This window comes from Streptomyces sp. NPDC050433, from assembly GCF_044458565.1.
Lineage (GTDB): Bacteria > Actinomycetota > Actinomycetes > Streptomycetales > Streptomycetaceae > Streptomyces.
The window spans coordinates 107,481-132,013 of sequence record NZ_JBITIB010000012.1; the positions used below are offsets into that span (position 1 = coordinate 107,481).

At 71.0% G+C, this 24,533-nt stretch carries 21 protein-coding genes; 10 read left to right on the top strand and 11 right to left on the bottom strand.

Annotated elements, in window-relative coordinates:
- Positions 1-17 precede the first annotated feature (17 nt).
- The 4 genes from ACIBLA_RS16795 to ACIBLA_RS16810 all read right to left on the bottom strand — a co-directional run bounded on the left by ACIBLA_RS16795 (position 18) and on the right by ACIBLA_RS16810 (position 5,701).
- The gene (locus ACIBLA_RS16795; RefSeq protein ID WP_363239821.1) at positions 18-1,328 is read right to left on the bottom strand and encodes an extracellular solute-binding protein; all 1,311 of its coding nucleotides are present in this window, start codon (positions 1,326-1,328) and stop codon (positions 18-20) included.
- On the bottom strand, positions 1,325-3,307 hold the full coding sequence (locus ACIBLA_RS16800; RefSeq protein ID WP_363239820.1) for a sugar-binding domain-containing protein: 1,983 nt from the start codon (positions 3,305-3,307) through the stop codon (positions 1,325-1,327). The genes ACIBLA_RS16795 and ACIBLA_RS16800 overlap by 4 nt, the downstream gene beginning before the upstream one ends.
- A gap of 162 nt (positions 3,308-3,469) precedes the next feature.
- Positions 3,470-4,969 (bottom strand): alpha-N-arabinofuranosidase, encoded by a 1,500-nt coding sequence (locus ACIBLA_RS16805; RefSeq protein ID WP_363239819.1) that lies wholly within the window; start codon positions 4,967-4,969, stop codon positions 3,470-3,472.
- Positions 4,970-5,134: 165 nt separating this feature from the next.
- The gene (locus ACIBLA_RS16810) at positions 5,135-5,701 is read right to left on the bottom strand and encodes an NAD(P)H-dependent oxidoreductase (protein ID WP_363239818.1); all 567 of its coding nucleotides are present in this window, start codon (positions 5,699-5,701) and stop codon (positions 5,135-5,137) included.
- An 83-nt stretch (positions 5,702-5,784) separates the two neighbouring features.
- Between ACIBLA_RS16810 and ACIBLA_RS16815 the strand changes: the two genes are divergently transcribed.
- A complete protein-coding gene (locus tag ACIBLA_RS16815) occupies positions 5,785-6,297 on the top strand; it encodes a MarR family transcriptional regulator (protein ID WP_363239817.1) in 513 nt (170 codons plus the stop codon).
- A 51-nt stretch (positions 6,298-6,348) separates the two neighbouring features.
- Here the strand turns inward: ACIBLA_RS16815 and ACIBLA_RS16820 are convergent, their stop codons facing one another.
- From ACIBLA_RS16820 to ACIBLA_RS16830, 3 genes are read right to left on the bottom strand one after another with little or no spacing between them, the layout of a single operon-like run.
- On the bottom strand, positions 6,349-7,089 hold the full coding sequence (locus ACIBLA_RS16820; protein ID WP_363239816.1) for a PIG-L family deacetylase: 741 nt from the start codon (positions 7,087-7,089) through the stop codon (positions 6,349-6,351).
- Positions 7,086-7,742, bottom strand: coding sequence for a DUF1796 family putative cysteine peptidase (locus ACIBLA_RS16825; RefSeq protein ID WP_363239815.1), 657 nt, complete (start codon positions 7,740-7,742; stop codon positions 7,086-7,088). Before ACIBLA_RS16825 ends, ACIBLA_RS16820 begins: the two co-directional genes overlap by 4 nt.
- The gene (locus ACIBLA_RS16830; RefSeq protein WP_399199004.1) at positions 7,742-8,890 is read right to left on the bottom strand and encodes a hypothetical protein; all 1,149 of its coding nucleotides are present in this window, start codon (positions 8,888-8,890) and stop codon (positions 7,742-7,744) included. The genes ACIBLA_RS16825 and ACIBLA_RS16830 overlap by 1 nt, the downstream gene beginning before the upstream one ends.
- 216 nt (positions 8,891-9,106) lie before the next feature.
- Between ACIBLA_RS16830 and ACIBLA_RS16835 the strand changes: the two genes are divergently transcribed.
- From ACIBLA_RS16835 to ACIBLA_RS16845, 3 genes are all read left to right on the top strand, one after another.
- A complete protein-coding gene (locus tag ACIBLA_RS16835) occupies positions 9,107-9,958 on the top strand; it encodes an aldo/keto reductase (protein ID WP_363239813.1) in 852 nt (283 codons plus the stop codon).
- Positions 9,959-10,030: 72 nt separating this feature from the next.
- Positions 10,031-10,270, top strand: a complete 240-nt coding sequence (locus tag ACIBLA_RS16840; RefSeq protein WP_363239812.1) for a DUF2630 family protein — start codon at positions 10,031-10,033, stop codon at positions 10,268-10,270.
- A 101-nt stretch (positions 10,271-10,371) separates the two neighbouring features.
- Positions 10,372-11,577 (top strand): cysteine desulfurase-like protein, encoded by a 1,206-nt coding sequence (locus ACIBLA_RS16845; protein ID WP_399199052.1) that lies wholly within the window; start codon positions 10,372-10,374, stop codon positions 11,575-11,577.
- Between the two features lie 42 nt (positions 11,578-11,619).
- Here ACIBLA_RS16845 and ACIBLA_RS16850 read toward each other — a convergent pair whose 3' ends face one another.
- From ACIBLA_RS16850 to ACIBLA_RS16860, 3 genes are all read right to left on the bottom strand, one after another.
- The gene (locus ACIBLA_RS16850; RefSeq protein WP_363239811.1) at positions 11,620-12,495 is read right to left on the bottom strand and encodes a DMT family transporter; all 876 of its coding nucleotides are present in this window, start codon (positions 12,493-12,495) and stop codon (positions 11,620-11,622) included.
- A 3-nt stretch (positions 12,496-12,498) separates the two neighbouring features.
- A complete protein-coding gene (locus ACIBLA_RS16855; RefSeq protein ID WP_399199006.1) occupies positions 12,499-14,106 on the bottom strand; it encodes an MFS transporter in 1,608 nt (535 codons plus the stop codon).
- Positions 14,107-14,262: 156 nt separating this feature from the next.
- Positions 14,263-15,294, bottom strand: coding sequence for an NAD(P)-dependent alcohol dehydrogenase (locus tag ACIBLA_RS16860; protein ID WP_363239809.1), 1,032 nt, complete (start codon positions 15,292-15,294; stop codon positions 14,263-14,265).
- 102 nt (positions 15,295-15,396) lie between these two features.
- Here ACIBLA_RS16860 and ACIBLA_RS16865 point away from each other — a divergent pair, with 102 nt between their 5' ends.
- The 5 genes from ACIBLA_RS16865 to ACIBLA_RS16885 all read left to right on the top strand — a co-directional run bounded on the left by ACIBLA_RS16865 (position 15,397) and on the right by ACIBLA_RS16885 (position 22,373).
- A complete protein-coding gene (locus ACIBLA_RS16865; RefSeq protein ID WP_363239808.1) occupies positions 15,397-16,197 on the top strand; it encodes an SDR family NAD(P)-dependent oxidoreductase in 801 nt (266 codons plus the stop codon).
- Positions 16,198-16,380: 183 nt separating this feature from the next.
- Positions 16,381-17,250, top strand: coding sequence for a branched-chain amino acid ABC transporter permease (locus ACIBLA_RS16870; RefSeq protein ID WP_363239807.1), 870 nt, complete (start codon positions 16,381-16,383; stop codon positions 17,248-17,250).
- An 11-nt stretch (positions 17,251-17,261) separates the two neighbouring features.
- Positions 17,262-19,766: an ATP-binding cassette domain-containing protein gene (locus ACIBLA_RS16875; protein WP_363239806.1), complete on the top strand. Its 2,505-nt coding sequence runs from the start codon at positions 17,262-17,264 to the stop codon at positions 19,764-19,766.
- 76 nt (positions 19,767-19,842) lie between these two features.
- On the top strand, positions 19,843-21,186 hold the full coding sequence (locus tag ACIBLA_RS16880) for an FAD-binding protein (protein WP_363239805.1): 1,344 nt from the start codon (positions 19,843-19,845) through the stop codon (positions 21,184-21,186).
- A gap of 53 nt (positions 21,187-21,239) precedes the next feature.
- Positions 21,240-22,373 (top strand): acyl-CoA dehydrogenase family protein, encoded by a 1,134-nt coding sequence (locus ACIBLA_RS16885; RefSeq protein WP_363239804.1) that lies wholly within the window; start codon positions 21,240-21,242, stop codon positions 22,371-22,373.
- 15 nt (positions 22,374-22,388) lie between these two features.
- On the opposite strand, the gene ACIBLA_RS16890 is transcribed toward ACIBLA_RS16885, so the two are convergent.
- Positions 22,389-23,252, bottom strand: a complete 864-nt coding sequence (locus ACIBLA_RS16890) for a 3-hydroxybutyryl-CoA dehydrogenase (RefSeq protein ID WP_363239803.1) — start codon at positions 23,250-23,252, stop codon at positions 22,389-22,391.
- Positions 23,253-23,409: 157 nt separating this feature from the next.
- Between ACIBLA_RS16890 and ACIBLA_RS16895 the strand changes: the two genes are divergently transcribed.
- Positions 23,410-24,468 (top strand): alcohol dehydrogenase catalytic domain-containing protein, encoded by a 1,059-nt coding sequence (locus tag ACIBLA_RS16895; RefSeq protein ID WP_363239802.1) that lies wholly within the window; start codon positions 23,410-23,412, stop codon positions 24,466-24,468.
- Positions 24,469-24,533 lie beyond the last annotated feature (65 nt).

Consider the following 24,533-nt stretch of genomic DNA (forward strand, 5'->3'; position numbering starts at 1 on the left):
GCTCCTTTCCTGCGCGATCAGGCCGGATTCGGCTTGGACAGAAGCGTGTTGATCTCCGACTCCATCGTCCGTACGGCGCTGCGCGCGGACGCCGCGCCGGTGAGAGTCGGCTGCAGGGCCTGGCACATCCGGTTCTGGAAGTCCGACCCGGAGCCGGTGAACCAGGCCTGCGGATCGAGGACCGGGTGGTCGGCCGCCCCGGCGTACTCCGCCTGCGGACGCAGCGCGGCGTACTCCTCCGACTCGACGACCGGCCGGTACGCGGGGATATGACCGGCCTCCGCCCATGCAAGGCTCGACTTGACCAGCTCGGCGACGAACTGATGCGTACGGCGCCGCCGTTCCGGATCCGCCCCGGTCTGCCGGGGGAGCACCAGCGAGTGGCTGTCTGACGCGCCGCCCGGTCGGTCGAAGAAGGTGGGGAAGGGGGCGGCGCCGAGGGCGTCCTTCTTGGCCGTACGGAACGTGTTGAGCTCCCACTCGCCCGCGAAGATCAGGGGAGACTCGCCGTTGGCGAACGCGGCTATCGCCGTGCCGAGATCCATCGTCCGGCAGTCGGGCCGCACGATGTCCGCCATGAACTCGACCGTCTCCGCGGCCACTTCACGGTCGATCTCCAGCCGGTCGCCCGACAGGTCGAAGGTGGCGCCGGTCTGGTGGAACAGGGTCCAGAACATGCGCCAGCCCATTCCGGCGTCGGTGACATGCCCGAACACGGGGCCGAGCTTTCCGTGGTCCTTGCGGAGTTTCTCGGCGAGTTCGAGATAGTGCGCGGGCGATTCGAAGGGGACCGGCTGCCCGTCGGGCTTGAGGAGACCGGACTTGTCCATCATGTCCCGGTCGAAGTAGATGATGAACGGGTGGGTGTCGAGAGGGATCGCGTACGGCTCGCCCTCGTACAGACAGCGCTTGAACACCGCCTCGTTGAGATCTTCGCGGCGTACGCCGAACTCGGCCAGCAGATCCATGTCGAACGGGTCGAGCAGCCCGCCGGGCGCGTAGCCGGGCAGCCGGGTCAGATGCAGGATCGCGAGGTCGGGCGAGCGTCCGCCGGCCGAGGCCATGGCGAGCTTGGTGTAGTACGGCCGCCCCCACTCCAGCACCGTGCTCCTGACCTTCAGTTCCGGCGTACGGCGCTCGATGTCGCGGGTGATGTCCTTCATCAGCGCGCCGTCGGGCCCCTGGAACAGATTCCAGTACTGGATCTCCTCGGCGTCCGACCCACTGCCCGTGACCGAGCCGCAGGCGCCGAGCGCGGGCGTCAGGGCGGCGGCCCCGGCGCCGTACAGCGCCCCGGTCAGCAGCCGGCGCCGGGAGAGGCCGTTCACCGTTCCGCCCCGTCGTCGCCGTCCGCTCCCGCGCCGCCCGGGTCAGCCGGATCCTCCAACGCCGGATCCTCGAACGCCGCCCGGCGCTCCTGGGCCGCGCGCAGTCGCCCCACGTCGAGTTTCGGCGTGCGGTCGAAGCGGTAGACGCCGTTCTGTTCCTGGAACACGTCGGTGAGCTGGGTGTAGCAGTAGCCGAACATGTGCGGATCGTCAAGCAGTACGCTGGTGAGCCCGGCGAAGCGCCGCTGGAACTCCTCCTCCGTACGTGGGCGTTGACCGTAGCCCCACGACACGCTGCGGTCGGCGTCGTCCGCGGCGATGTCAGTGTCCGTGCCGTCCCGATGGGCGGCGGCCTCTTCCGGATTCCACCAGATGCCGCCGAACTCACTGCAGAAATAGGGCTGTCCGCGATAGGGCAGCGACCACACGGCGTCCGTGTCGCGCTCGTCCGGATTGGTGAACGGCGCGTCCTTGTCCAGTCCCGCCATCTGGGCGCGGAAGAGTTCCGGGTCCTGTTCGTAGCTGTGCGAGTCGTACACGTCGGTCTCGGCGACCCGGTGGGAGTAGCCGGACGCGTCGATGACCGGCCGCGAACGGTCGGCGGCCTTCGTCGCGAGGAACATGGACCGGGTGACGTCGTCCAGGACGGTCCGCCGGTCGTGGAGTTTCTGGTGGGTCTCGTTGAGCGGGCACCAGCCGACGACCGAGGGATGCGAGTAGTCCCGCTCCAGCGCCTCCAGCCACTGCGCGGTGTATCCGGCGGTCGGCTGCTGGTTGTCCTTGGTGGTGCCCCCGATCGCGCACCCCCAGTCGCCGAACTCGCCCCAGACGAGATAGCCCAGCCGGTCGGCGTGGTGCAGGAACCGCTCCTCGAAGACCTTCTGGTGGAGGCGTGCGCCGTTGAAGCCCGCGGCGAGGGAGAGTTCGATGTCACGGACGAGTGCCGCGTCGTCGGGCGCGGTCATCAGCCCGTCCGGGTACCAGCCCTGGTCGAGTACGAGCCGCTGGAAGACCGGGCGCCCGTTGAGCAGCAGCCGTTTGCCGTCGATGGCGACCGACCGCAGTCCGGCCGTGCAGACGGCCGAGTCGGTCACCTGCCCGCGCGCGTCCACCAACTCGACCAGCACCGAGTACAGATGCGGGTCCTGCGGACTCCACGGCCTGCGCCGGCCGGCGGGGACGGTCAGCACCATGCGGGGCGCGAGATCGAGATCGGCGGGGACGTCGGCCCGTACGACGGTGTCGCCGTCCGCGTCGCGCAGCACGGCCCGTACGCGGTGCCCCGGCCGGTTGGCGGAGAGCGGCAGTTCGAGATGGAACGCGCCCGAGCCGAGGTCCGGGGTGATGCGGGGGCGCTCAAGGCGGACGTCGGCGACCGGCTCCATCCACACGGTCTGCCAAATGCCGGTCGTGCGGGTGTAGTTGCAGGCGGTGTTGGCGTACTCCACGGACTGTTTGCCACGTGCCTGCGGGCCGTGCGGAGTGTCCCTGGCCCGTACGACGATGACGACCTCGCCGTCGCCGTTGTCGTCGCCCGCCCTCGGATTCGCTCCCGCCACGTCTCCGAGATCCACGGTGAAGGAGGTGAACCCGCCGCTGTGGCGGCCCACTTCACGCCCGTCGGCCCACACGGTCGCATCGTGGTCGACCGCACCGAAGTGCAGAAGCACCCGCCGGCCGGCCCACCGTGCGGGGACGCGCACCGTACGCCGGTACCAGACGGCGGGGTGGAAGTCGGGGTCCCCGATGCCCGACAGCTCGGACTCGGGACAGAAGGGCACGACGATCCGGCCGTCCAGTTCCCGGTGGACCAGGCCACGTTCCAGACCGCTGTCGCCGGGGTCGAACGCGAACTGCCAGGTGCCGTTGAGATTCCGCCATTCCTCACGCACGAAGCTGGGACGAGGATATTCGGGCCGTGGGACGGTGTTCGACTGGTCGGACGGGAAGTCGGACGGGCCGGTGGAGGACAGTGACATGGCGTCTCCGGTCAGGGAAGAGGCACGTACAGGCACGTGGAGCCATGGAAGAGGCAGCCGGGAGGCTGGGCGGACGTGTGCGGCAGGTTTTCGATTACATCGATGTAAAAGGCCTGGTGTAAATACCTCGTACCCAGGTTTCTCGTCCGCGGGGACGCGCGATCAGGACAGCCGGATCATGTTCCAGGAGAGCGGAGCGAGCGTGGCGCGCAGGGAACCGCCGGACAGTACGGTGTCCAACTGGGCGCGCGGCGCGACCCGTTCGGGCTCGGCGAGCGTGTTGCGCGCGTCGGGATCGGCGTCATGGAGCGCGCTGTGCTCGACGACTTCGCTCACCCCCGTCCCGCGCAGGGAGACCTCCAGCGGCAGCGGCTCGGTCGTGCTCCGGTTCACGGCGAAGACCGTGACCGAGCCGTCGGCGCCCTCGACGGCGGTGGCGTGCAGCAGGTCGGTCTCCCCGTACCTGCGGGTCGGATACGTGGGCGAGTCCGCGGCCACCTGGAGCACCCGGCCCCGGCCGTACCGCGACGCCTGCTGGAAGGGGAAGTACGTCGTCTGCTTCCAGGCTCCGCCGCCCGGCTCCGTCATGATCGGCGCGATGACGTTGACCAGTTGGGCGAGACAGGCGACGGTCACCCGGTCGGCGTGCCGCAGCAGGGCGATCAGCAGCGAGCCGAACACGACGGCGTCGGTGACCGAGTACGCGTCCTCCAGCAGCCGGGGGGCCTCGTCCCAGCTGTCGCCGGCCGGGGGCTCGTGACGCGACTGGTACCAGACGTTCCACTCGTCGAACGAGAGATTGACGCGCTTGCCGGACTTGAGCCGGGCGCCCACATGGTCACAGGTGGCGACCACGTTCTCGATGAAGGACTCCATGTCGACGGCCGAGGCGAGAAACGAGTCGCGGTCGCCGTCCTTCTCCTCGTAATACGCGTGCAGGGAGATGTGGTCGACCAGGTCGTACGTCTCCAGCAGCACCTCCGCCTCCCATGCGGCGAACGTCGCCATGCCCTGGTTCGAGCTGCCGCACGCGACGAGTTCGACGGACGGGTCGAGCTGGCGCATGGCGCGTGCGGTCTCGGCGGCGAGCCTGCCGTACTCCTGGGCGGTCTTGTGCCCGGTCTGCCACGGGCCGTCCAGCTCGTTCCCCAGGCACCAGAGCCGGATGCCGTACGGCTCCTTCGCGCCGTGCGCCCGGCGCAGCTCCGACAGGGCGGTGCCGGCGGGGTGGTTGGCGTACTCCTGGAGGTCCAGCGCCTCCCGTACCCCGCGCGTGCCGAGGTTGAGGGCCATCATGGGCTCCGCGCCGACCTTGCCGGCGAAGTCCATGAACTCGGCGAGGCCGAACCGGTTGGTCTCCGTCGAGTGCCAGGCGAGATCGAGCCGGCGGGGCCGGTCCTCGACGGGGCCGACGGAATCCTCCCAGCGGTGGCCGGAGACGAAGTTGCCGCCGGGGTAGCGGATGACGCTCACCCCCAACTCCCGTACGAGGGCGAGCACATCGCCGCGCAGGCCCGCGGCGTCGGCGGTGGGGTGGCCCGGCTCGTACACGCCGGTGTACACGCAGCGGCCGAGGTGCTCCACGAAGGAGCCGAAGAGACGGTCGTCGACGTGGCCGACCGTGAAGGCGGGGTCGAGGGTGAAGTGGGCGGTGCGGGGCATGCGTTCCTCACCTTGTTCGGTATGTCGGACATCGGTCGCTATCCCGGACGCGAACAAGGCGAACGTAAGGCGGGTGAAGAGTCTCGTCAACGGTTCCGGGGCGGGCGGACATGCCCTGGCGACTCCGCCCGCCGCGGCCGGCCGGCCGGTCGTGAGGCGCTTCCGTCAGCCGCCGGTGCGGACCGTCCGCAGTGCCTTGGACCAGCTCACGAGCTGGTCGAGCGTGGTGTCCAGGACGGCCTTCTGGTGGTCTCCGGGCGTGAACGAGGAGTAGTTCTCGAAGTCCGTGAAGAGGGAGAGGGCGACCTGCGACCGTACGGTCGCCACCTGGAGCTCGGACATGATCAGACGCAGATGCTCGACGGCGCGGGCGCCGCCGACGCTGCCGTAGCTGATGAAGCCGGCGGCCTTGTTGTTCCACTCGCCGTACAGGAAGTCGATGGCGTTCTTCAGGGCGCCGGAGGTCGAGTGGTTGTACTCGGGGGTGACGAAGAGATAGCCGTCGAAGGAGGCGATCTTCTCGGCCCATGCTCGGGTGTGGTCGTGCTCGTACTGCCCCGCGGAGGCCGGAACGACCTCGTCCAGGTGCGGCAGCTTGAAATCGGCGATGTCGACGAGTTCGAACTCCGCGTCGCCGCGCTGAGCGGCGATCTTCTCGGCCCACTTGGCGACGGCCTCGCCGTTGCGGCCCGGACGGGTGCTGCCCAGAATGATCGCGATCTTCACGGTCATGCCCTGCTCCTGACTTGAGATGTCAACCGACGTCCCATCCTGGGCACGCTTGAAGTCTCAAGTCAAGCGACTACGATGTTCGCATGACGGACGAGAACTCCCCGGCCAACGACACTCCGTGGCTCTCCGCCACCGAGCTGGAGTCCTGGGTGCCGTTCAGCGGGATGCTCCTCGGTCTCGTCAGCGCCCTGGACGCACAGCTCCAGAGCGACGCCAAGGTGAGCTTCTTCGGCTATCTGGTGCTGGCGGGCCTCTCCGAGGCTCCCGAACGCACCCTGCCCATGAGCGACCTGGCGGTCCTGGCCCACGGCTCCCTGTCGCGCCTCTCCCACGCCGTGTCCACCCTGGAGAAGCGAGGCTGGGTCCGCCGCAGCCCCTCGCCGGACAACGGCCGCGTCACGGTCGCGATTCTCACCGACGCCGGGTACGCCAAGATCGTGGCGACCGCGCCCGGCCATGTCGAGGCAGTCCGCCGGCTCGTCCTCGACCCGATCAACGCGGACCAGCTGCGCGCGCTCGGCAAGATCTCGACCGCCATCGCCGACTCGATGGGTTCGCCCTGTGCGGGGCCGGCCCGCCCGGCCGCCGACCGTTGACCATCTGCCGCGTCGCTGGTCCCCGGGGACGTCGGGCGGGTGTCGGCGCTCTCAGCGCCCCTCGGCCCCTGCCGCCCAGACACGCTCGGCACGCAGCGGCCCGGTGCGCGCAGTGAGCATGCCGTGGTCGGTGGCCAGCGCGGCGAGTTGGGAGCTGTAGCACAGCACCGCCTCACGCTTCAGGGCCCATTGATCATCCGTCAGGACGAGGTCGTGCACGGGACGCAATTCATGACGCTCCGTCATGTCCTGGTAGGCGAGCCCGTACCGGTGGCTGCGGCCGAGCGCGTGATCGACCTCGGGGGAGCCCCATTCGTCCAGATGGCCGGTGTAGGGGAGGTCCGCGTAGAGCAGCGGCAGCGGGCGGCCGAGCTTCTCGATCACCGTCAGCGCACGGTCCCGCACCTTCTGGTGGTCCTGCTGGTTGGTGGAGAGGGGAATCAACAGCTGGGTCTCCGGGGCGAGTTCGGCGAGACAGGTGTCGATCGCCGTGAGTTCCGTCCCGTCGAAGTAGGGGCCGTCGGGATGGTGCAGGGCGACGCTCTCCACCCCCAGGAGCCCGCAGGCCCGCTCGTCCTCGACGCGGCGCGCACCGTAGGCCTCCCGCGCCGTGGAGAATCCGCAGACACTGTCCCACCAGGAGACCGGGTGGTGGGACCCGGGCTCGCCTCCGTACACCGTCACGACCGTGACGGGGCCCGGGAGTTGGGGAATGAGCCCCGCGAGTGAGAGCACGGCGTCGTCGAAGTGCGGCGAGAGGATCACGGTGGCGGGCTGCTGTCCGGGCGTCATGCGGGGTGGCTCCTCGGTCGTGGGGTGGGTCGAAGGGGATCGGGCGACATCGGTAGGGCGCTGAACACCTGGTCCCACTGGGCGTCGTCGCCCTCCCAGCGGCCGGGGGCGGCGGCGACCACGCCCCACGAGATTCCCGGACCGAGGTCGGCGGCGTCGGCGGGCGGCGTACGGCGCAGCCACAGCAGCGAGAACCGCTGCTCGGGATGGGCGGTGGCGATCACGTGCCGCAGCCGGCGCAGATCCCTCGCCACGCATTCGTCGAAAGCGTCGTGATGGACGTACAGCACCTGGGCAGGGGACCTGGCGAGGGCGCGCCAGCGCTCCGCGAGCGCCCCGAACTTGGCCCTGACACGGTCGAGTTGGCCGTCGATGTCGTCCTGGGTGACCAGGTGTCCGTAGGCCGGCCGGAAGTCGTGGAAGAAGCGGATGTCCGAGCCGCGGTCGAGGGCGCAGAGCCCGTCGCTGAACGGTTCCACCAGCCCCGGACGCAGGACGTTGGCGAAGTCGTCGGCGATGGTCTCGACCACCGAGTCGAGATCGAGGTCGAGCCAGTCGAAGAAGTGCGCCGACTCGTTCCCGGTGATCCGGCGGATCTGATAGGTCGATTCGCAGTGGTAGCCGAGCCCCACGCAGACGTCGTACGCGTCCATCAGCCGGTGGTACGTCGCAGCAGGAGCCCGTCGCTGCCGCGTTTGATGAGATAGGCGCGGCCCGCGCACACCGTCTCGACGCGCGGCGGGACCAACTGGACCGTCTCCGCCTCCCGCCAGGTCGTGGACGTCGCGAGCCACGGCCGCAGACGGCTGTTCATGGCATCCGGTTCAAGAGCGACGAAGACGTGATCGGTGGGCAGACGGTCCAACAGGCCGAGGTCCTGGCCGTAATAGAGCATCTCGATGAGCAGATGGGCTCCGGCACGCGGGTGGCCTCCCTCGGTGAGCCCCGCCAGATCCTCGGCGGAGACCCGTACGGACCCGGTGCCCCGCACGGCGTCCGCGAGGCGCGTCCTGAACAGCGGGTTGGGCTCGGTGGCGTGAACGGCGATTCCCCCCGCGACCAGACGCCGTGTCAGGGCGCCTTCGCACGCGCCCACTTCCACCAGCGACTCGCCCGTCTCGGCGCGATGGCCCAGCACCCAGGCGGCGGTGGCGTCCAGCCGGTCCTTCTCGTACGGGGAACTGCCGAACTCCCAGGGGTCCGGGACGGACGCGGCCTCGTCGTCCAGGCTCGCCAGCAACGCGAAAAGCCGTTCGCGCTCGTCGGCGTCGGTGTGGAAGAAGCGCTCGGTGGAGGGTATGCGGGGCGTCTGGACCACATACTCCGGAGACTGCTCCGTGAGCAGGTGCTCGCACGCGCGGTTGACGAAGTCGAGCTTGGCGGCGATCAGTTCGCGGTCCACCGAACGGTCGAAGTCGCTGACGACCTGGAGAAACGGCGAGTAGCCGACGGCGTGCCGCACATCGCCGCCCGCACACCCGATCGCCGTGTCCCGGCCCACCTTGCCCCGGCTGCGCCGGTTGTCCGCGGGCGAGTGCGTCCATACGCGCGCGTCGCGGTCGCCGCCCGCCTCGCGTACCAGCTCCGCCAGGGGGACGGGACCGGGCGAGCCGGCACGGTCGTCGGCCGGACGTACGTGCCGCGCGATGTCGGCGAGCCGTTCGGCCGGGCTGCGCGCGGCGGAGAAGGCGAGTGTCCGGCCCTGGTCGGCGAGGACAAGAGCGGCTTCCCCGTCGGTGAGAACGGACAGGAAGTCGAGTACGGCGTCTTCGGCGCGGAGCACAACAACGATGTCGATCACAGGATCGGTCCTCTGTACGGAACGGACGGGCCGCGAGTGGCACACGCTAGGTCTAGACCACTGCGCGATGCAAGGGATCGAGCCCCCGAGGGGCGTGTCTCGGCCTTCCCGGCCCGGACGGCGGACCGCGGCGCCCGGAGCGGCCGGGGGCCACCGCGGTTGACAGGGAGCACCCTGGTGAGAGCCTTGAAGAAGCACGAGAGGAGGGGCGCGCCGATGGGACCGACACCGGACGTCCGCACCGTCCCGCTCCCTTCGGGAGAACACGTCCCCGTGCTGGGACAGGGCACCTGGGGCTGGGCGCAGGACCCGGCGCGCCGGGCCGGTGAGAAGGAGTCCCTGCTGCTGGGGCTCGACTTCGGCCTGACCCTGGTCGACACGGCCGAGATGTACGGCCGGGGCGCCGCCGAGGAACTGGTGGGTGAAACCCTCGCCGCCCGCCGCAACGAGGCCTTCCTGGTGACCAAGGTGCTGCCGTACAACGCGGGCCGGGCGGACACCGTCAACGCCTGCGAACGCAGCCTGAAACGCCTGCGCACCGACCGGATCGACCTCTACCTGCTGCACTGGCGCGGCTCCGTGCCCCTGGAGGAGACCGTCACCGCGTTCGGGGAACTGCTCCGCGCGGGCAAGATCCGCCACTGGGGAGTCAGCAACTTCGACCCGGCCGACCTGCGGGAACTGGCCGACGTGCCGGGCGGCGACGCGATGGCCACGAACCAGGTCCTGTACAACCTCACCCGGCGCGGAACCGAGTACGACCTGCTGCCCCGGAGCCGGGAGCGCGGCATCCCGGTCATGGCCTACTCACCGGTCGAGCAAGGACGGCTGCTGACCGCCCCGGCACTCGAAACCGTGGCCCGGCGCCACGGGGCCACACCCGCACAGGTGGCCCTCGCCTGGGTCCTGCGCCGCAGCGAGGTGATCGCGATCCCCCGGGCGGGCCGGCCGGACCACGTCCGCGAGAACCGTGCCGCACTCTCGCTCACCCTGACCCACGACGACCTCGCCGCCCTCGACGAAGCCTTCCCGCCCGTCCGGGGCCCGGTGCCGCTGGAGGTGCTGTGAACGCACCGCACGAACCATCGGGCCCCACCGGCCCGTTACGGCCAGTCGGGGCCCACGACAACGGAGGTAGCGATGGCGGACGACATTCTGCGGACGATCGACTCACTGGTCGCGGAGGAACACCGCCTCCGTGACCAGGCTCCCGGCAAGGGCCTCGACCCGGAGGACCGCGCACGGCTCCAGGTGCTGGAACAGCGGCTGGACCAGTGCTGGGACCTGCTGCGGCGGCGGAGGGCCGAGGCGGATTCGGGCCAGGACCCGCAGCGGGTCGAGCCCCGCCCGGTCGCCGAGGTCGAGTCGTACGAGCAGTAGACACACCCGGGTGATGTCAGGGGCGTCTGCGATGATCGGCCCGAGCCGGACCGACGGTTCCGGACCGAGCATGGTGAGGGGTTCTCGTGACGTACGACGCCGTGACGTACGACATCGACGCGGTGCGTGCCCGGATTCCCGCGCTGCGGGCGGGAGTCGCGCACTTCGACGGCCCCGGCGGTACGCAGACGCCCACGCCGGTCATCGAGGCCGTCACGAACGCGCTGAGCCGTCCGCTGTCGGTCAGGGGCTCCGTCGCACCGGGAGAGATCAACGCCGAGACGATCGTCCGCGACTTCCGCCGGGCGATGGCCGACCTGCTGGGCGCCGAGGAGACCGGCATCGTCGCCGGGCGCAGCGCCACACAGCTCACGTACGACTTCTCCCGCGTACTGGCCCGGAGTTGGGCCCCCGGTGACGAGGTGGTGGTGACCCGGCTGGACCACGACGCCAACATTCGCCCCTGGATCCAGGCCGCCGAGGGAGCCGGTGCGGTGGTGCGCTGGGCGGACTTCGATCCGTCGACGGGCGAGCTGCCCGTGGCGTCCGTGGGCGCCCTGCTGACCGACCGCACGCGCCTGGTCGCGGTGACCGCCGCCTCGAACCTGATCGGGACCAAGCCCGACGTCGCGGGCATCGCGGACCTGGTCCACCGGGCGGGCGCTCTGCTGTACGTCGACGGGGTGCACTTCGCCGCGCACGATTTCGTGGACGTCGCGGCGCTCGGCGCCGACTTCTTCGTCTGCTCGCCGTACAAGTTCTTCGGCCCCCACCACGGCGTACTCGCCGCGTCCGCACGGCTGTTGGAGACCCTGCGACCGGACAAGCTGGCGCCGTCCACCGACGCCGTACCGGAACGCTTCGAGCTGGGCACCCTGCCGTACGAAGCCCTCGCGGGCACCCGCGCCGCCGTGGACTTCGTCGCGGATGTCGCCCCTGGCACGGCAGGAGACCGGCGCGAGCGCCTGCGCGCCGCCTACGCGGCGATCGGGGTCCATGAGACGGCCCTGCGCGAGAGCGCCGAGGAGGCGCTGTCCCAACTGCCCGGCGTGACACGCCACTCCCGTGCCTCGTCGCGCACCCCCACGATGCTGCTCACCTTCGACGACCGCGCCGCGGTGGACGCCTACGGCTTCCTCGCCCGCTCCCAAGTCCACGCCCCCGCCGGTTCGTTCTACGCGCTGGAGGCCTCCCGCCACCTCGGCCTGGGAGACGCGGGCGGCCTGCGCGTGGGCCTTTCCCCGTACAACAACACGGACGACATCGAACGCCTGACGGCGGGCCTGTCGGCGTTCCTGCGCTCCTGAGGACGACGTCCGACCTCATCAGACACGGCCTAGGCGTCGAGGTCAGCGGACGCGGCGTTTGACCGGGGAGGTACCTCCCGCCAAGGGGGACCGGGCCAGTTCGAGGCAACCGGCCGTGATCAGGGCGACCGCGATCAGCTCGGGCAGCAGCCACCAGCCGGTACGTACGCTCTCGCCGAACAGCGTGACACCGAAAGTGATGCTGATCAGCGCGTCACCGAGCGTCAGCATCGGCTGCGACGCGACCAGGGAGCCGGCCTGGAGGGCGTTCTGGAGGAGGAAGAGCGCGCCGATTCCGGCGACGGCGGTGGCGTACAACTGCCAGGAAGAGAAGAAGGCGGCGATCCCCGCTCCCTGGTCGAGCCGGGCCACGGCGTCCTTGAGAAGCGCGGCCGTCAGGGCGTACGCGCAGGCCGCCGCCAGTCCCAGCAGCGCGGCACGCGCGTTCCTCCGCGCCCGGCGCGCGGCGGCGATCAGCAGCGCTTCGAAGATCCCCGTGGCGATCAGTGCCGGAACCCAGGCGAGACCGTTCACCGTCTCGCTGCCGCCGGTGGGCGCGGCCGAGCCGAGACCCAGCGCCAGTCCGAAGGTCACCGCGGCCACGCCGTACCAGGCGGTGTGGGGCAGCCGGGAACGGAAGGCGTAGCTCGCGATCAGCAGCGTCATGGGCAGTTCGAGCACGAAGATCGGCTGTACGACGGAGATGGGCCCGGTCGCGAGCGCCACCGCCTGACAGAAGGCGGCCACGATGACCAGCGCGATACCGGCGAGCCAGACCCGCTGCCGGAGCAGGTGCCCGATCAGCGCCAGGCGCATCGAGTGGGAGTCGGACACCGTGGACGCGGCGCGCCGCTGGAGGACAGAGGCGGAGCCGTTGCTGATCGCGGTCAGCACGGCGAACAGGACACTGATGACCACCGCCTACCTCCCGGCGTCGGGAGCAGCCGCTTTCGCCGCCGCCTCTTCCTCTGCCGCACGGGCTCGGGGAGACTTCCCGTTGATCATGAGGGCGCCGATGACCGCCGCGGTGAGCAGGATGATCGCCGCCCAGGCGATGGCGACGGTGAAGCCGTGGACCGTGCCCGTGTTCACGATGCGTGTCCGCTCCGCCGGCGTCAGCGGGCCCTCGCGCGCCGCCGCCGCGAGATGGCTGGTCAGGTACGCGGTCGTGGTGGTGGTCGCGATCGTGTTCAGCAGGGACGTACCGATGGAACCGCCCACCTGCTGCGCGGTGTTGACCGTCGCCGAGGTGACCCCGGAGTCCCGTGGGGCGACCCCCATCGTGGCTGTCGAGATGACGGGCAGGAAGGTCAGCCCGAGCCCGAAGCCCAGCAGGATGGTGCCGGGCAGGATGTGCCCCACGTAGGTGGAGTGGATGTCCAGAAACGTCAGCGTGTACATGCCCCCGGCGCTGAGCAGCAGCCCGGGGACCAGCAGGGCGCGTGGGGGGACGAGGGGGAGCAGCCGGGCGGAGATCTGGGTCGAGCCGATGATGATTCCGGCGGACAGCGGGAGGAAGGCGAGGCCGGCGCTGAGCGGCGAATACCCGAGGACGGTCTGCAGGAAGAACGTGAGGAACAGGAACGCGCCGAACAGGCCGATCGTCGTCATCCCCATCACGATCACCGACCCGCCGCGATTGCGGTCCCGGATGATGTGCAGCGGCAGCAGCGGATCGGGAGACTTCGTCTGCCACCAGGTGAACGCGGCGAGCAGAAGGACGCCGACGCCCAGCACCGTCAGGACCTCCGTGGAGGTCCACCCCTGCGGCTCGGCCCGGCTGAACCCGTACACGATCGCGACGAGGCCCCCGCTGCCGAGGAGGACCCCCGGAATGTCGAGGTGCGCGCCCTTCGCCCCGGCCCGGTCCCGGAGCAGGGTGAGCGCGCCGATCACGGCGAGAAGGGCGATGAAGACGTTCACGTACAGACACCAGCGCCAGCTGAGCCATTCGGTGAGGATGCCACCCAGCAGCAGCCCGATGGCGGAGCCGCCGCCCGCGATGGCGCTGAAGATGCCGAAGGCCTTGGCGCGATCCTTGCCGCCGGGGAAGGTCGTGGTGAGCAGGGAGAGCGCGGAGGGCGCGAGGAGCGCGGCGAAGACGCCCTGCAGCGCACGGGAGAGGTACAGCATCTCCTGCCCCGGGGAAGCGCCTCCGAGTGCGGAGGCGCAGGCGAAACCGATGAGACCGATGATGAAGGTGCGCTTACGGCCGACGAGGTCGGCGACCCGGCCACCGAGCAGCAGCAGTCCGCCGAAAGCCAGTGTGTACGCGGTGATCACCCACTGGCGGTTCCCGTTGCTGATGCCGAGGTCGCGCTGTGCGGAGGGAAGCGCGATGTTCACGATCGTCGCGTCGAGCACGACCATGAGCTGCGCGGTCGCGATGACGGCCAGGGCCCACCAGCGGTGGGGGTCCGGTTCGTCAATCGTGGTGCTGGGCGCGTCGGTCCGTGAATCGCCCGGTTTCCCGCTCTCTCTTCCGCCCGCGCCGATGCCGGGCCGGTCGGGAGCCGACGGATCACTCATCGATGACTTCCTTCGCAGTGGACCTCCGCTGCCGCGCGTCAGCGGCTCACCATTCAGGAAAGAACATCACAAAACGGACTCCGTTGTCCTTCTGTGGGGTCCGAGCCGCGGCGCAGGCCCTGGTTGCGGCGGCCGGGTTCACGTGGAGCCCGCCCTTCAGTCCGGCACCAGTACGAGTCGGCCTCGTACCCCGCCCCGCCGCAGCCGGTCGAATGCCTGCGGCGCGGCGGACAGCGGGGAGCGGTCCGTCTCGACCCGGAGCGCCCCTGAGCGTGCCAGCGCGATGACGTCGGCCAGCTCGGGGCGGCTGCCCCAGAACGGCAGCGAGAGCCGGAAGCCCGGAGGGAGGAAACCCGGCTTGCGTACGGTGAGTTGACCGCCGCCGCTGCCGACCACCGCGAGTTCCCCGCCCGGCCGCAGGGTCGCGGTGGCCAACTCCAGAGTGGCCGCGTCACCGACGAAGTCGAGCACGGCGTCCACGCCCACGCCGCCGGCCCGATCCCGCAGCACACGAGCGGTGTCTTCGCGCAGCAGGGTGCCGAAGTGCGCGCCGGACCGGTCCGCGAGGGCCAGTGCTTCCTCGCGGATGTCGACCGCGAGGACACGGCTCGCCGTGGTCGCGCGCAGGATCTGGACGGCCAGGTGCCCGAGCCCTCCGATGCCGATGACCACGGCGGTGCTGCCCTCGCCCAGGGTGTGCCGCAGTCCGGCGACGGCGTGGTACGAGGTCAGCCCCGCGTCCGAGAGCGGTGCCGCCTGGTCGGCCGAGAGGTCGCCGATCGGCACCAGGTGCCGGGTGGACGGGACGAGGACGTGGTCGGCCATTCCGCCGTCCCGGCCCAGACCGACTCCGTGCCAGGAGAGAGCGCCGCGGCGGTCGCAGTAGTTGTCCCGGCCTGTGGCGCACCGCCCGCACGACCCGCAGCCCCACGGCCCGTGGATCACGACGCGCTCACCGATCGCCGTGCCGTCGGCAGCGGGGCCGAGGGCCGCGACGTGCCCGGCGACCTCATGGCCGAGGGTGAACGGCAGACGGTAGGGCAGTGCGCCGGCGGCCGCGTCGACCACATGGAGATCGGAGTGGCAGAGCCCGGCGGCCTCGACACGTATCAGCACCTCGGCGTCGCGGGGGACGGGCCGCTCGACCTCGGTGAGCATCGGCTCCCGTCCCCAGGCGTTCAGTCTCATGGCTCGCATAGACACCTTCCAGGCTCTTGTCAGTCGGCGGTCCGGCACGATAACAGAGACGAAGTCAGTTCAATATCAGGGTGTGGTCGAGGGAGTTGAGGGATGAACGACACAACGCCGGAGGGCCGGTTCGACGGCAAGGTGGCGATGGTGACGGGGGCCGGCTCGGGCATGGGCGCGGCCGTCGCGAGGCAACTGGCCGGTGAGGGGGCGCGGTCCGTGGTCCTGGCCGATGTGAACACCGGGGCCGTCGAAGGCGTCGCCGACGAGCTGGCAGTCGGGCACGCGGTCGCCCTCGACGTGTCGGACCCGGCCGCGGTCGACGCCGCCGTCGCGGCGGTCGTGCGACGGTTCGGGCGGCTCGACATCCTGGTGCACGCCGCCGGCGTCGACGACCCGGAGGCCAAGCAGCTGATCGCGGACGCACTGGTCGAGGGCCGTCAGCCGGAGGTGACCGACCGGCTCGGGGACGCCGCCTGGCGGCGCGTCATGCGGATCAATCTGGACGGCACCTTCCATGTGCTGCGCGCGGCCGTACGTGCGATGCGCCCGGTCGGGGCGGGTGCGATCGTCGTCGTCGGCTCCTCGTCGGTCTTCGACACACCCGTCGGCTACCCCCACTACGCGGCGTCCAAGGCGGGCGTCCACGCGATGAGTCAGGCCGTCGCCAAGGAGGTCATCGCCTCGGGAATCCGGGTGAACGTCGTGGCGCCCGGCCCCACGGAGACGGGTATGGCGGCCCGTACGCCCGCCGCGCTGCGCGGCGGATTCGCCGACCCGAGGGTGCGTCCGTACGCGACACCCGAGGAGATCGCGGACATCGTCCTGTTCCTGGCGAGTGAGGACGCGGCGAACCTGGTCGGCGCGGTGCTGCTGGCCAACGGAGGGCGTTTCACCGGTTGAACGGCCCCTGGGGGCGGGATTTCCGCCCGCGTTCGGCGCGGTGCGCGAATCGACTCGCGCACAGGTCTTGCCTGTGCGGGCCGGGAATGCCTACGGTCCATGAATCGAATTCAGTTTGCAGCGCGCTGAAGGTGGCGCCGAGGTGCGGGGCGCGTGGGCGCCCGGCGCGAGGAGACGGTCGACGTGGATCAGCTTCTGCTCGTCCTGGTGAGCGGTCTCGCCAGTGGTGCGGTGTACGGCCTGATGGGGCTCGGGCTGGTGATCATTTACAGGGCGACGGATGTGGTCAACTTCGCGCTCGCCAGTCTGGCGACCGTCGGCCTCTACGCCGCGCTGTCGCTCCACGACAGCGGCCTGCCGCTGCTGTTGGCCGCCGTGGCCGCGATCGCCGTGACCGTGGTGGTCGGCCTCGGCACCCGTGAAACCGTGCTCAGGCCGCTCGCCCAGGGAGACCTGCTCGCGGCGCTCGTCATGACCATGGGCGTCTCGCTCATCGCGGAGAGCGTCATCAGCACGATCTGGGACGACCAACCACGGCTCTTCCCGAGCCTGGTGGAGGGATCCGTCTCGTTCGGCGTCGCCGCGATACCGACGCAGAGTCTGCTGACCATCGCCGTCGCGGCGGTGGCCATGGGACTGGTGGCCTACCTCTTCGGACGGACCACCATCGGATCGGCCATGCGCGCCGTGGCCGAGTCGGCCGACACCGCGCAGATCCTCGGTCTCGGCTCGCAGCGCATCGCCCGCATCGCCTGGGCACTCGGGCTCGGCCTGGCCGCGCTCGCCGCCTTCCTCTACGCCCCCCGGTCCGGACTGATGCCCGCCGTGCTCGGCGCACCGCTCTTCCGCGCCTTCGCCGGGATCTTCCTCGGGGGCCTGACCAGCATGTACGGCGCTGTCATCGGGGGCCTCACGGTCGGCGTCCTGGACAACCTGGCCGCGACCTACGTCTCGGCCGGCTATCGCGACACGTTTGTCTTCTCGTTCACCATCCTCGTGCTGCTGATCCGCCCCCAGGGGCTGTTCGGCGAGCGCACGTTCCAGCGGGTCTGAGGGAGCGGTCCATGTCCGTCGTCAGTCGTACCAACCTCGCCAAGGCGGCGCTCGGGCCGCTCGCCGCAGCCGCACTCATCGCCGTACTGGGCGCCGGGGTCATCCCGCCCTACCAGGCGTACTCCGTGGGAATCGCGGCCGTCTACACCGTCCTTGTCCTCTCGGTCGGTCTCCTCGCGGGCTGGGCCGGCATCTGGTCCATCGCCCATCCCGCGTTCTTCGCCCTGGGCGCCTACTTCGCGGCGTACGGCAGCACGCACGACTGGTCCCTGGAACTGGTCGTGGTCGCGGCGGTCGGGTGCGGCGCCGCCCTCGGGGCGTTCCTCGGGAGTGCGGGCGCGCGGTTCTCCATGCTCTATGTGGCCCTGCTCACCCTCGCGTTCGCCATGGTGTCGATGGAGGTGATGGGCCAGTGGACCAGCGTGACCGGCGGCGACCAGGGCATCCCGATGGAGAAGCTGCACAGCGCCCTGGGCCTCGGCACGCTGGCCAGCGCCGGGACGCAGGCCCAGTACATCGCGGTCGGCGTGGCCGGGATCGCGCTCGCGGTGGCGGTGCTGGCCAGGCCCAGCGCCCTGCGGATGCGTCTTGTCGCGGCCAAGTCCCACCCGATGGCCGCGCGTTCGGTCGGCATCGCGCCGGAGGCGCAGTCGGCGCTCGCTTTCGCGGTCAGTGCCGCGTTCGCCTCGGTGGCGGGTGTTCTGCTGGCGCTGGTCGTCGGATTCGTCAGCCCGGAGCCGTTCTCGCTGGTGCTGGCGACCTCGCTGATCGCCGCGTGCGTACTCGGCGGTGCCGGCACACTGCTCGGCGCGGTCGTCGGTGGCGCCTACCTGACCTGGGCACCGACGGCCGCCGAGAGCGCGGGGGTGCCGCAGCCGATCCTGCAAGGTGTTGTGCTCATCGCCGCGCTGCTCTTCCTGCCCGGCGGCGTGGTGCCGTTCCTCGGGCGGATGGCGCGCCGGCTGCTCAGGCGGCCCGCGGCGCAGCCCGCCGCCGCGGTGGAACTGCCCGAGGAGAGCCCGGCACCCGTGCCGCCCCCACCCGCGCCAACCACCGCGGAAGTGCTGCGACTTGACGATGTGGCGGTCACGTTCGGCGGTCTGAAGGCACTGGAGGGCGGCTCGATATCGGTACGGGCCGGCGAGACCCTCGCGATCATCGGCCCCAACGGTGCCGGCAAGACGACGCTGGTGAATGTCCTGTCGGGGCTCGTCGGCGTCGGGCGGGTGTCCGGCGACGCCCGCTATCACGGCGAGTCTCTGCTGAAGACCCGGGCCACCGCCCGCCGGGCGCTCGGCATCGGGCGCACTTTCCAGCACGCCGAGGTCTTCGCGGAACTGACGGTCCTGGAGAACGTGCTCTGCACCCACCGCCGGATCACGGCGCAGCACCGGGCCAGAGCCGTCGAACTCCTCGACCAGACAGGCCTCGCGCACGTGGCCGACCGATACCCGGCCGAGCTGCCCTTCGGCCTGCACAAGCGGCTCGACCTGGCCAGGGCCCTCGCCGAGGAACCCGAACTGCTCATCCTGGACGAACCGTTCGGCGGCCTCGACGCCACCGAACGCACCCTGCTGGCGCGGCAGATCGTGCGGCAGCAACAGCGCGGCACGGCCGTCGTGATCATCGACCATGTTCTGGACGACCTGTTCGCCGTCGCCCACCGCGTGGTCGCCTTCGACTTCGGCCGGCCGATCGGGGAGGGCGAGCCGGGCAAGATCCTGGACGATCCACGGGTGCGCTCCTCCTACCTGGGCAAGGGCGGTGCGCTGGACGCCCTGCCGCCGCGCGACGGCACTGCGGGCACCGCTCTGCGACTCGACGGCGTCCACCACACCTACGGCGGTGTCACCGCCCTGAGCGGGATCGACCTCACCATCCCGCGGGGCAGCGTGATCGGTGTCGTCGGCGCCAACGGCGCGGGCAAGAGCACCCTGGGACGTATCGCGCACGGCGCACTTGAGCCCACGGGCGGCCGGCGCACGGCCGACAAGGACGTGCGCGCCGCCCTCGTACCGGAGGGCCGCGCGCTGTTCAAGACGCTCTCCCTCCAGGAGAACCTGGAGGTCTCCGCCTACGCCGCGGGCATCAAGGGGGCGGCCCTGCGGGCGCGGCTCGCGGAGACGGCCGAGTGGCTGCCGCAGCGGCTGCGCGACCGGATGGGCGTGCCCGCCGCGGGACTCTCCGGCGGCGAGCAGCAGATTGTGGCGATCGCCCGCGCCCTGATGGCGTGCCCCGACCTGCTGATCGTCGACGAACCGGCGCTCGGGCTCTCCCCGGCGATGGTCGACGAGGTGTACTGCCGCCTCGGCCGTCTCGCCCACGAGGGCATGACGGTCGTCCTGCTGGAACAGTCGCTGGGCCGCGCCGCGTCCGCCTCCCACGAGGTGGTCGTGCTCCATGAGGGCCGTATGGCCGTCCGTGGTGAGCCGGCCGACCCGTCGTTCCTCGCCCGTGCCGAACAGGCCTACTTCGACGGCCAGGACGGCGTTCCGGCGACCGCCGCACAGGGCTGAGGCGACGCCCGTCAGCCGCACCACGGGGTCCGGTGTTCGTCGCCGGAGAGTCGATTCGAAGCCGGAAGGAACTGGCATGCACGCGGAAGACGTTGACCTGCTGATCATCGGTGCGGGGATGGCGGGGCTGACCGCCGGCGCCCGCGCCGTCCGCGACGGGCTGTCCGTCACGGTCGTCGAGATCGCCGCGGACGTCGGTGGCTCGGCACGCTTCGCGGGTTACGCGTGGACCGCCCCCAGCCATGAGCTGATGGACCGGCACAATCCCGGCGGGGACGTCGCGCTCAAGCGGGCGCTGGTGGACCGCTTCGCCGACGGCATCTCCTGGATCCGCTCCCTCGGCGTCGAGGCCAAGGACGCACAACGCGTCCTCAGCTTCGGCCGCGGGCACCAGTTCGACACCAACCACTACCTCGACACCTGCCGGCGCGTCATCGCCGAAGCCGGTGGCAAGGTGCTGGTCAGGACCGATACCGAACGGCTGCTGGTCGAGCACGGTGTGGTCCTCGGAGCGGAGCTGAGGGCGGCCGACGGCACGCGGCGACAGGTGCGCGCCCGCAGCACGCTCATCGCGACCGGCGGATTCCAGGGCGACCCGGCCCTGCGCACCGCCCACGTGCACCCGCGGGCCGACCGTATGGAGCTGCGCTCCAACCCCCACAGCCGCGGCGGAGGTTACCGTCTGGCCACCGAGGCCGGCGCGGCCACGGGCGGGGACGACGCCGGCTTCTACGGCCACCTCATCCCCAGTGGCATACCCTTCGCCGACCCCGCGGACTTCGTCGACATGTCGCTGTACTACAGCGAGCACGCGCTGCTGCTCAATCTGCGCGGCGAGCGGTTCACCGACGAGACGCTGGGCGACCACCTCACGGCCAACGCCCTCCTCGACCAGCCCGAGGGCCGGGGGCTGCTGATCGCCGATGCCCGCGTGTTCCGCGACTGGATCGTCGGCAGCTACGTCGAAGGCGCCGTCGCCGTCGACAAGTTCGCGCTGGCGAGCAAGCGCGGTGGCCGCGTCGGACTCGCCGAGGAACTCGACGAACTCGCCTACCTGCCCGAGGAATGGGGATACGACGGTGAGCGCGTCCGCGACGCCGTCAAGCTGTTCAACGAGCGGGCCACGGCCGGGCGCGAGCTGGCACCGGGCCGGGCACTGGACCGCCTGCCGCTGGACGAACCGCCGTACTACGTCATCGAGACGGAGCCGGCCATCACCTTCCCGTTCCACGGCGTGCGCGTCGACGACCGGGCCCGGGTGCTGGGCGAGGACGGCCGGCCGCTGCGCGGACTCCTCGCGGCCGGATCGGACACCGGCGGTCTGTGGCACCGCGCCTACGCCGGCGGTCTCGCCTCGGCACTGGTGTTCGGGCTGACCGCCGCGGCCACCGCCACGGAGCGCATGCGGAAGGAAGCATGACCGCCCATCGCCGTCCGCGACACGAGCACCAGCACGAGAATGAAGGAGCGCCCATGCACCCCCATCACCCCGAGATCGACCCCCAGCTGCTGTCCGAGACAGCGGAACAGCGGGAACTCCGAGGGGTCCTGCGTTCCTTCCTCGCCGAGGCGAGCGGGCCCGAGGAGGTACGCGAACACCTCGCCACCCCGCGCGGATACGACGAGGAGCTGTGGGCGCGGCTCGCGGGCGAGATCGGGGTGCACGGCCTGGCGATCCCCGAGGAGTACGGCGGATCCGGCTTCACCTTCGCGGAACTCGCCGTCGCGCTGGAGGAGTCCGGACGGGCGCTGTACTGCGCGCCGCTGCTCCCCACGGTGGTCCTCGCCGCGCAGGCCCTGCTGAACAGCGGCGACCGGCAGGCGTGCGAGCGCTTCCTGCCACGGATCGCCGAGGGCACACTCACCGCCACCGTGGCCGCCTTCCACGAGGGCGAACCCGGTGTCACGGCCGAACAGGGCGGCTCGGGCTGGGTGTTGCGCGGTGCGGCGGACTTCGTACTCGACGGTGCCGATGCCGGTCTCGTCGTCGTCCGGGCCCAAACCCCCCACGGGGCACGGCTGTTCACCTGCGAGCCGGACGCGGACAGCTGCCGGCGTGCACCGCACCGCGTCCTGGACGAGACGCGCCGCCAGGCGCGGGTGGAGTTCCGCGGTGCGCCCGTCACGCTCGTGGGGGAGTCGGGGGACGTGACCGCGACCCTCGACGCCGGGCGGGCGGCACTGGCGGCCGAACAGGTCGGCGGCAGCGCCCACGCACTGGACGCCACGACCGAATTCCTCGCGCAGCGCCACCAGTTCGGGCGACCGATCGGATCGTTCCAAGCGGTCAAGCACCGGCTGGCCGATGTACTGGTCGCCCTCGAAGCGGCGCGCTCGGCAGCCGCGTACGCGACCGCCTGCGTCGCCCTCGCCTCCCCGCGGCTGCCGGTGGCGGCGAGCGCCGCGTCCGTGGTCTGCTCCGAGACCTTCCGTCTGGCGACGGCCGAGTACGTCCAGCTGCACGGCGGGATCGGCTTCACCTGGGAGCACCCGGCACACCTCTACGTACGCAGGGCCCGCAGCAGCGAGGTGCTGTTCGGCACCGCGGCCCGGCACCGTGCCCGGCTCGCCGAACTCATCGGTCTCGCCCCCCGGTCAGCGGCCTGAGCGGGCAAGGAGCGCTCAGGCGTCGTACGCGTAGAACCCGTGGCCGCTCTTCCGTCCCAGGTGCCCCGCCGCGACCATCCGCCGCAGCAGCGGGGGCGCGGCGTACAGCGGCTCCTTGAACTCCTCGTACATCGACTCGGCGACCGCCTGCGCCGTGTCCAGGCCGATGAGGTCGAGCAGCCGCAGTGGCCCCATCGGATGGGCGCAGCCCAGCTCCATGCCGCTGTCGATGTCCTCGGGGCGGGCCGCGCCGGACTCGACCATCCGGATCGCGGCGAGCAGATACGGCACCAGCAGCGCGTTGACCACGAAACCCGAGCGGTCGGGCGCCTGGATGACCTCCTTGCCCAGTCGCCGGGCTGCGAACTCACGGGCGCGGGCGAGGGTGTCGGCGCCGGTGGTGAGGGCGGGGATCACCTCGACCAGCCGCTGTACCGGCACGGGATTGAAGAAGTGCAGGCCCACGACCTGTGAGGCCCTGGTGGTGGCGACGGCGAGATCGACGACGGGGATCGACGAGGTGTTGGTGGCGAGGACGGCCTGCGGGTCGGTGACCACCTTGTCCAGCTGACGGAAGATCTCGACCTTCACCTCCCGGTTCTCGGCGACGGCCTCGACGACGAACTGGCGGTCGCCCAGATCGCCGAGGTCGTGGGTGAACGTGAGCCGGGCCAGGGCCTGGTCGCGCTCGGCCTCGGTGAGTGTGCCGCGTCGCAGTCGGCGGTCCAGGGAGGCGGTGACGCGCTCGCGGCCGGCGGCGGCGAGTCCGGGTGCGGACTCGGCGACGGTGACGTCGAGTCCGCGCAGCGCGGCGACCTCGGCGATGCCGGAACCCATGAGGCCGCAGCCCACGATGCCGAGACGGGAGATGTCGGACATGAAGTGTTCTCCCTGGTGGGGAAGGTGAGTACGGGACGCTCTCCATACTGAACCGAAGTAGGTATGAGTCTCAAGGAAAATATTGAAGTCAGTTCAGTTTGGTGGCAATGTCATGGGGGTCGGATGTGTCGGATGCGCGCGATTCCCAGGAGGAGCCATGCTGGCCGCCAGGCTGTACGGAACCAAGGATCTGCGGATCGAGGAGATGCCCGAACCCGAGCCGGGGCCGGGTGAGGTGAAGATCCGCGTGGCGCACGCGGGGATCTGCGGCACGGATGTGCACGAGTACTTCGAGGCGCCGCGCGCCACGCACGAGCCCAACCCGCTGACCGGGGCCACCCTGCCGCAGACCCTGGGGCACGAGTTCGCCGGGACCGTGGTCGCCCGCGGCGAGGGGGTCGAGCGGGCCGCGCCCGGCGACCGGGTGTGCGTACGGCCGATCCGCACCTGCGGACTGTGCCCGCGGTGCACCGAGGGGCTGTCCCATCTGTGCACGGCCCTGGCGGCGATCGGGGTGACCTCTCCCGGCGGTGGACTCGCCGAGTACGTGGTCGTGCCGGAGGACTCCGTGTTCCGGCTGCCCGACGCGCTCCCGCTGGAGCAGGGCGCCTTGGTGGAGCCGATGGCGGTGGCCCTGAACGCCGTGGAGCGGGCTCAAGTGCCCGGCGGCGGAAGCGCGTTGGTGTCCGGCGCGGGCGCGGTCGGCATGGGGGCGCTGTTCGCGCTGAAGGCGAACGGGGTCGACGACGTGCTCGTGGCGGAGCCCTCGCCGTCCCGCCGTGCGGCGGCCGGGCGGCACGGCGCCCGTGTCCTCGATCCGGGCGCGGTCGACGTGGCCGAGGAGGTGATGCGGCACACCCGTGGCCGGGGTGTCGACGCCGCGATCGAGTGCTCGGGCCGGGTCGACGCGCTGAACGCCGCGATCCGGTCCCTGGCCGCCCGCGCCCCGGTGGTGATGGTGGCCCTCTACTCGGACCCGGTCGTCATCGACGCCTCCGTCGTACGCCTGGCCGAACTCGCCCTGCTCGGCTGCGAGGCGTATCCCGGCGGTGTCTTCGAGCGGGTCATCGCGCACATGGCCGCCGGCCGCTTCCCGACGGACGGCTGGCTCGACCACATCCCCCTCGCGGACACGGTCGCGGGGCTGCACGACGTCCGCGACGCGCGGCGGGTCAAGGTACTCGTCGACATCCCGGCGGACGACGGCGACCGGTGAGGTCCGCTGTCACCGTGTGTCTCCTGAACCGATTTCGATCCGGTACTTGACAGTGAATCACCAGC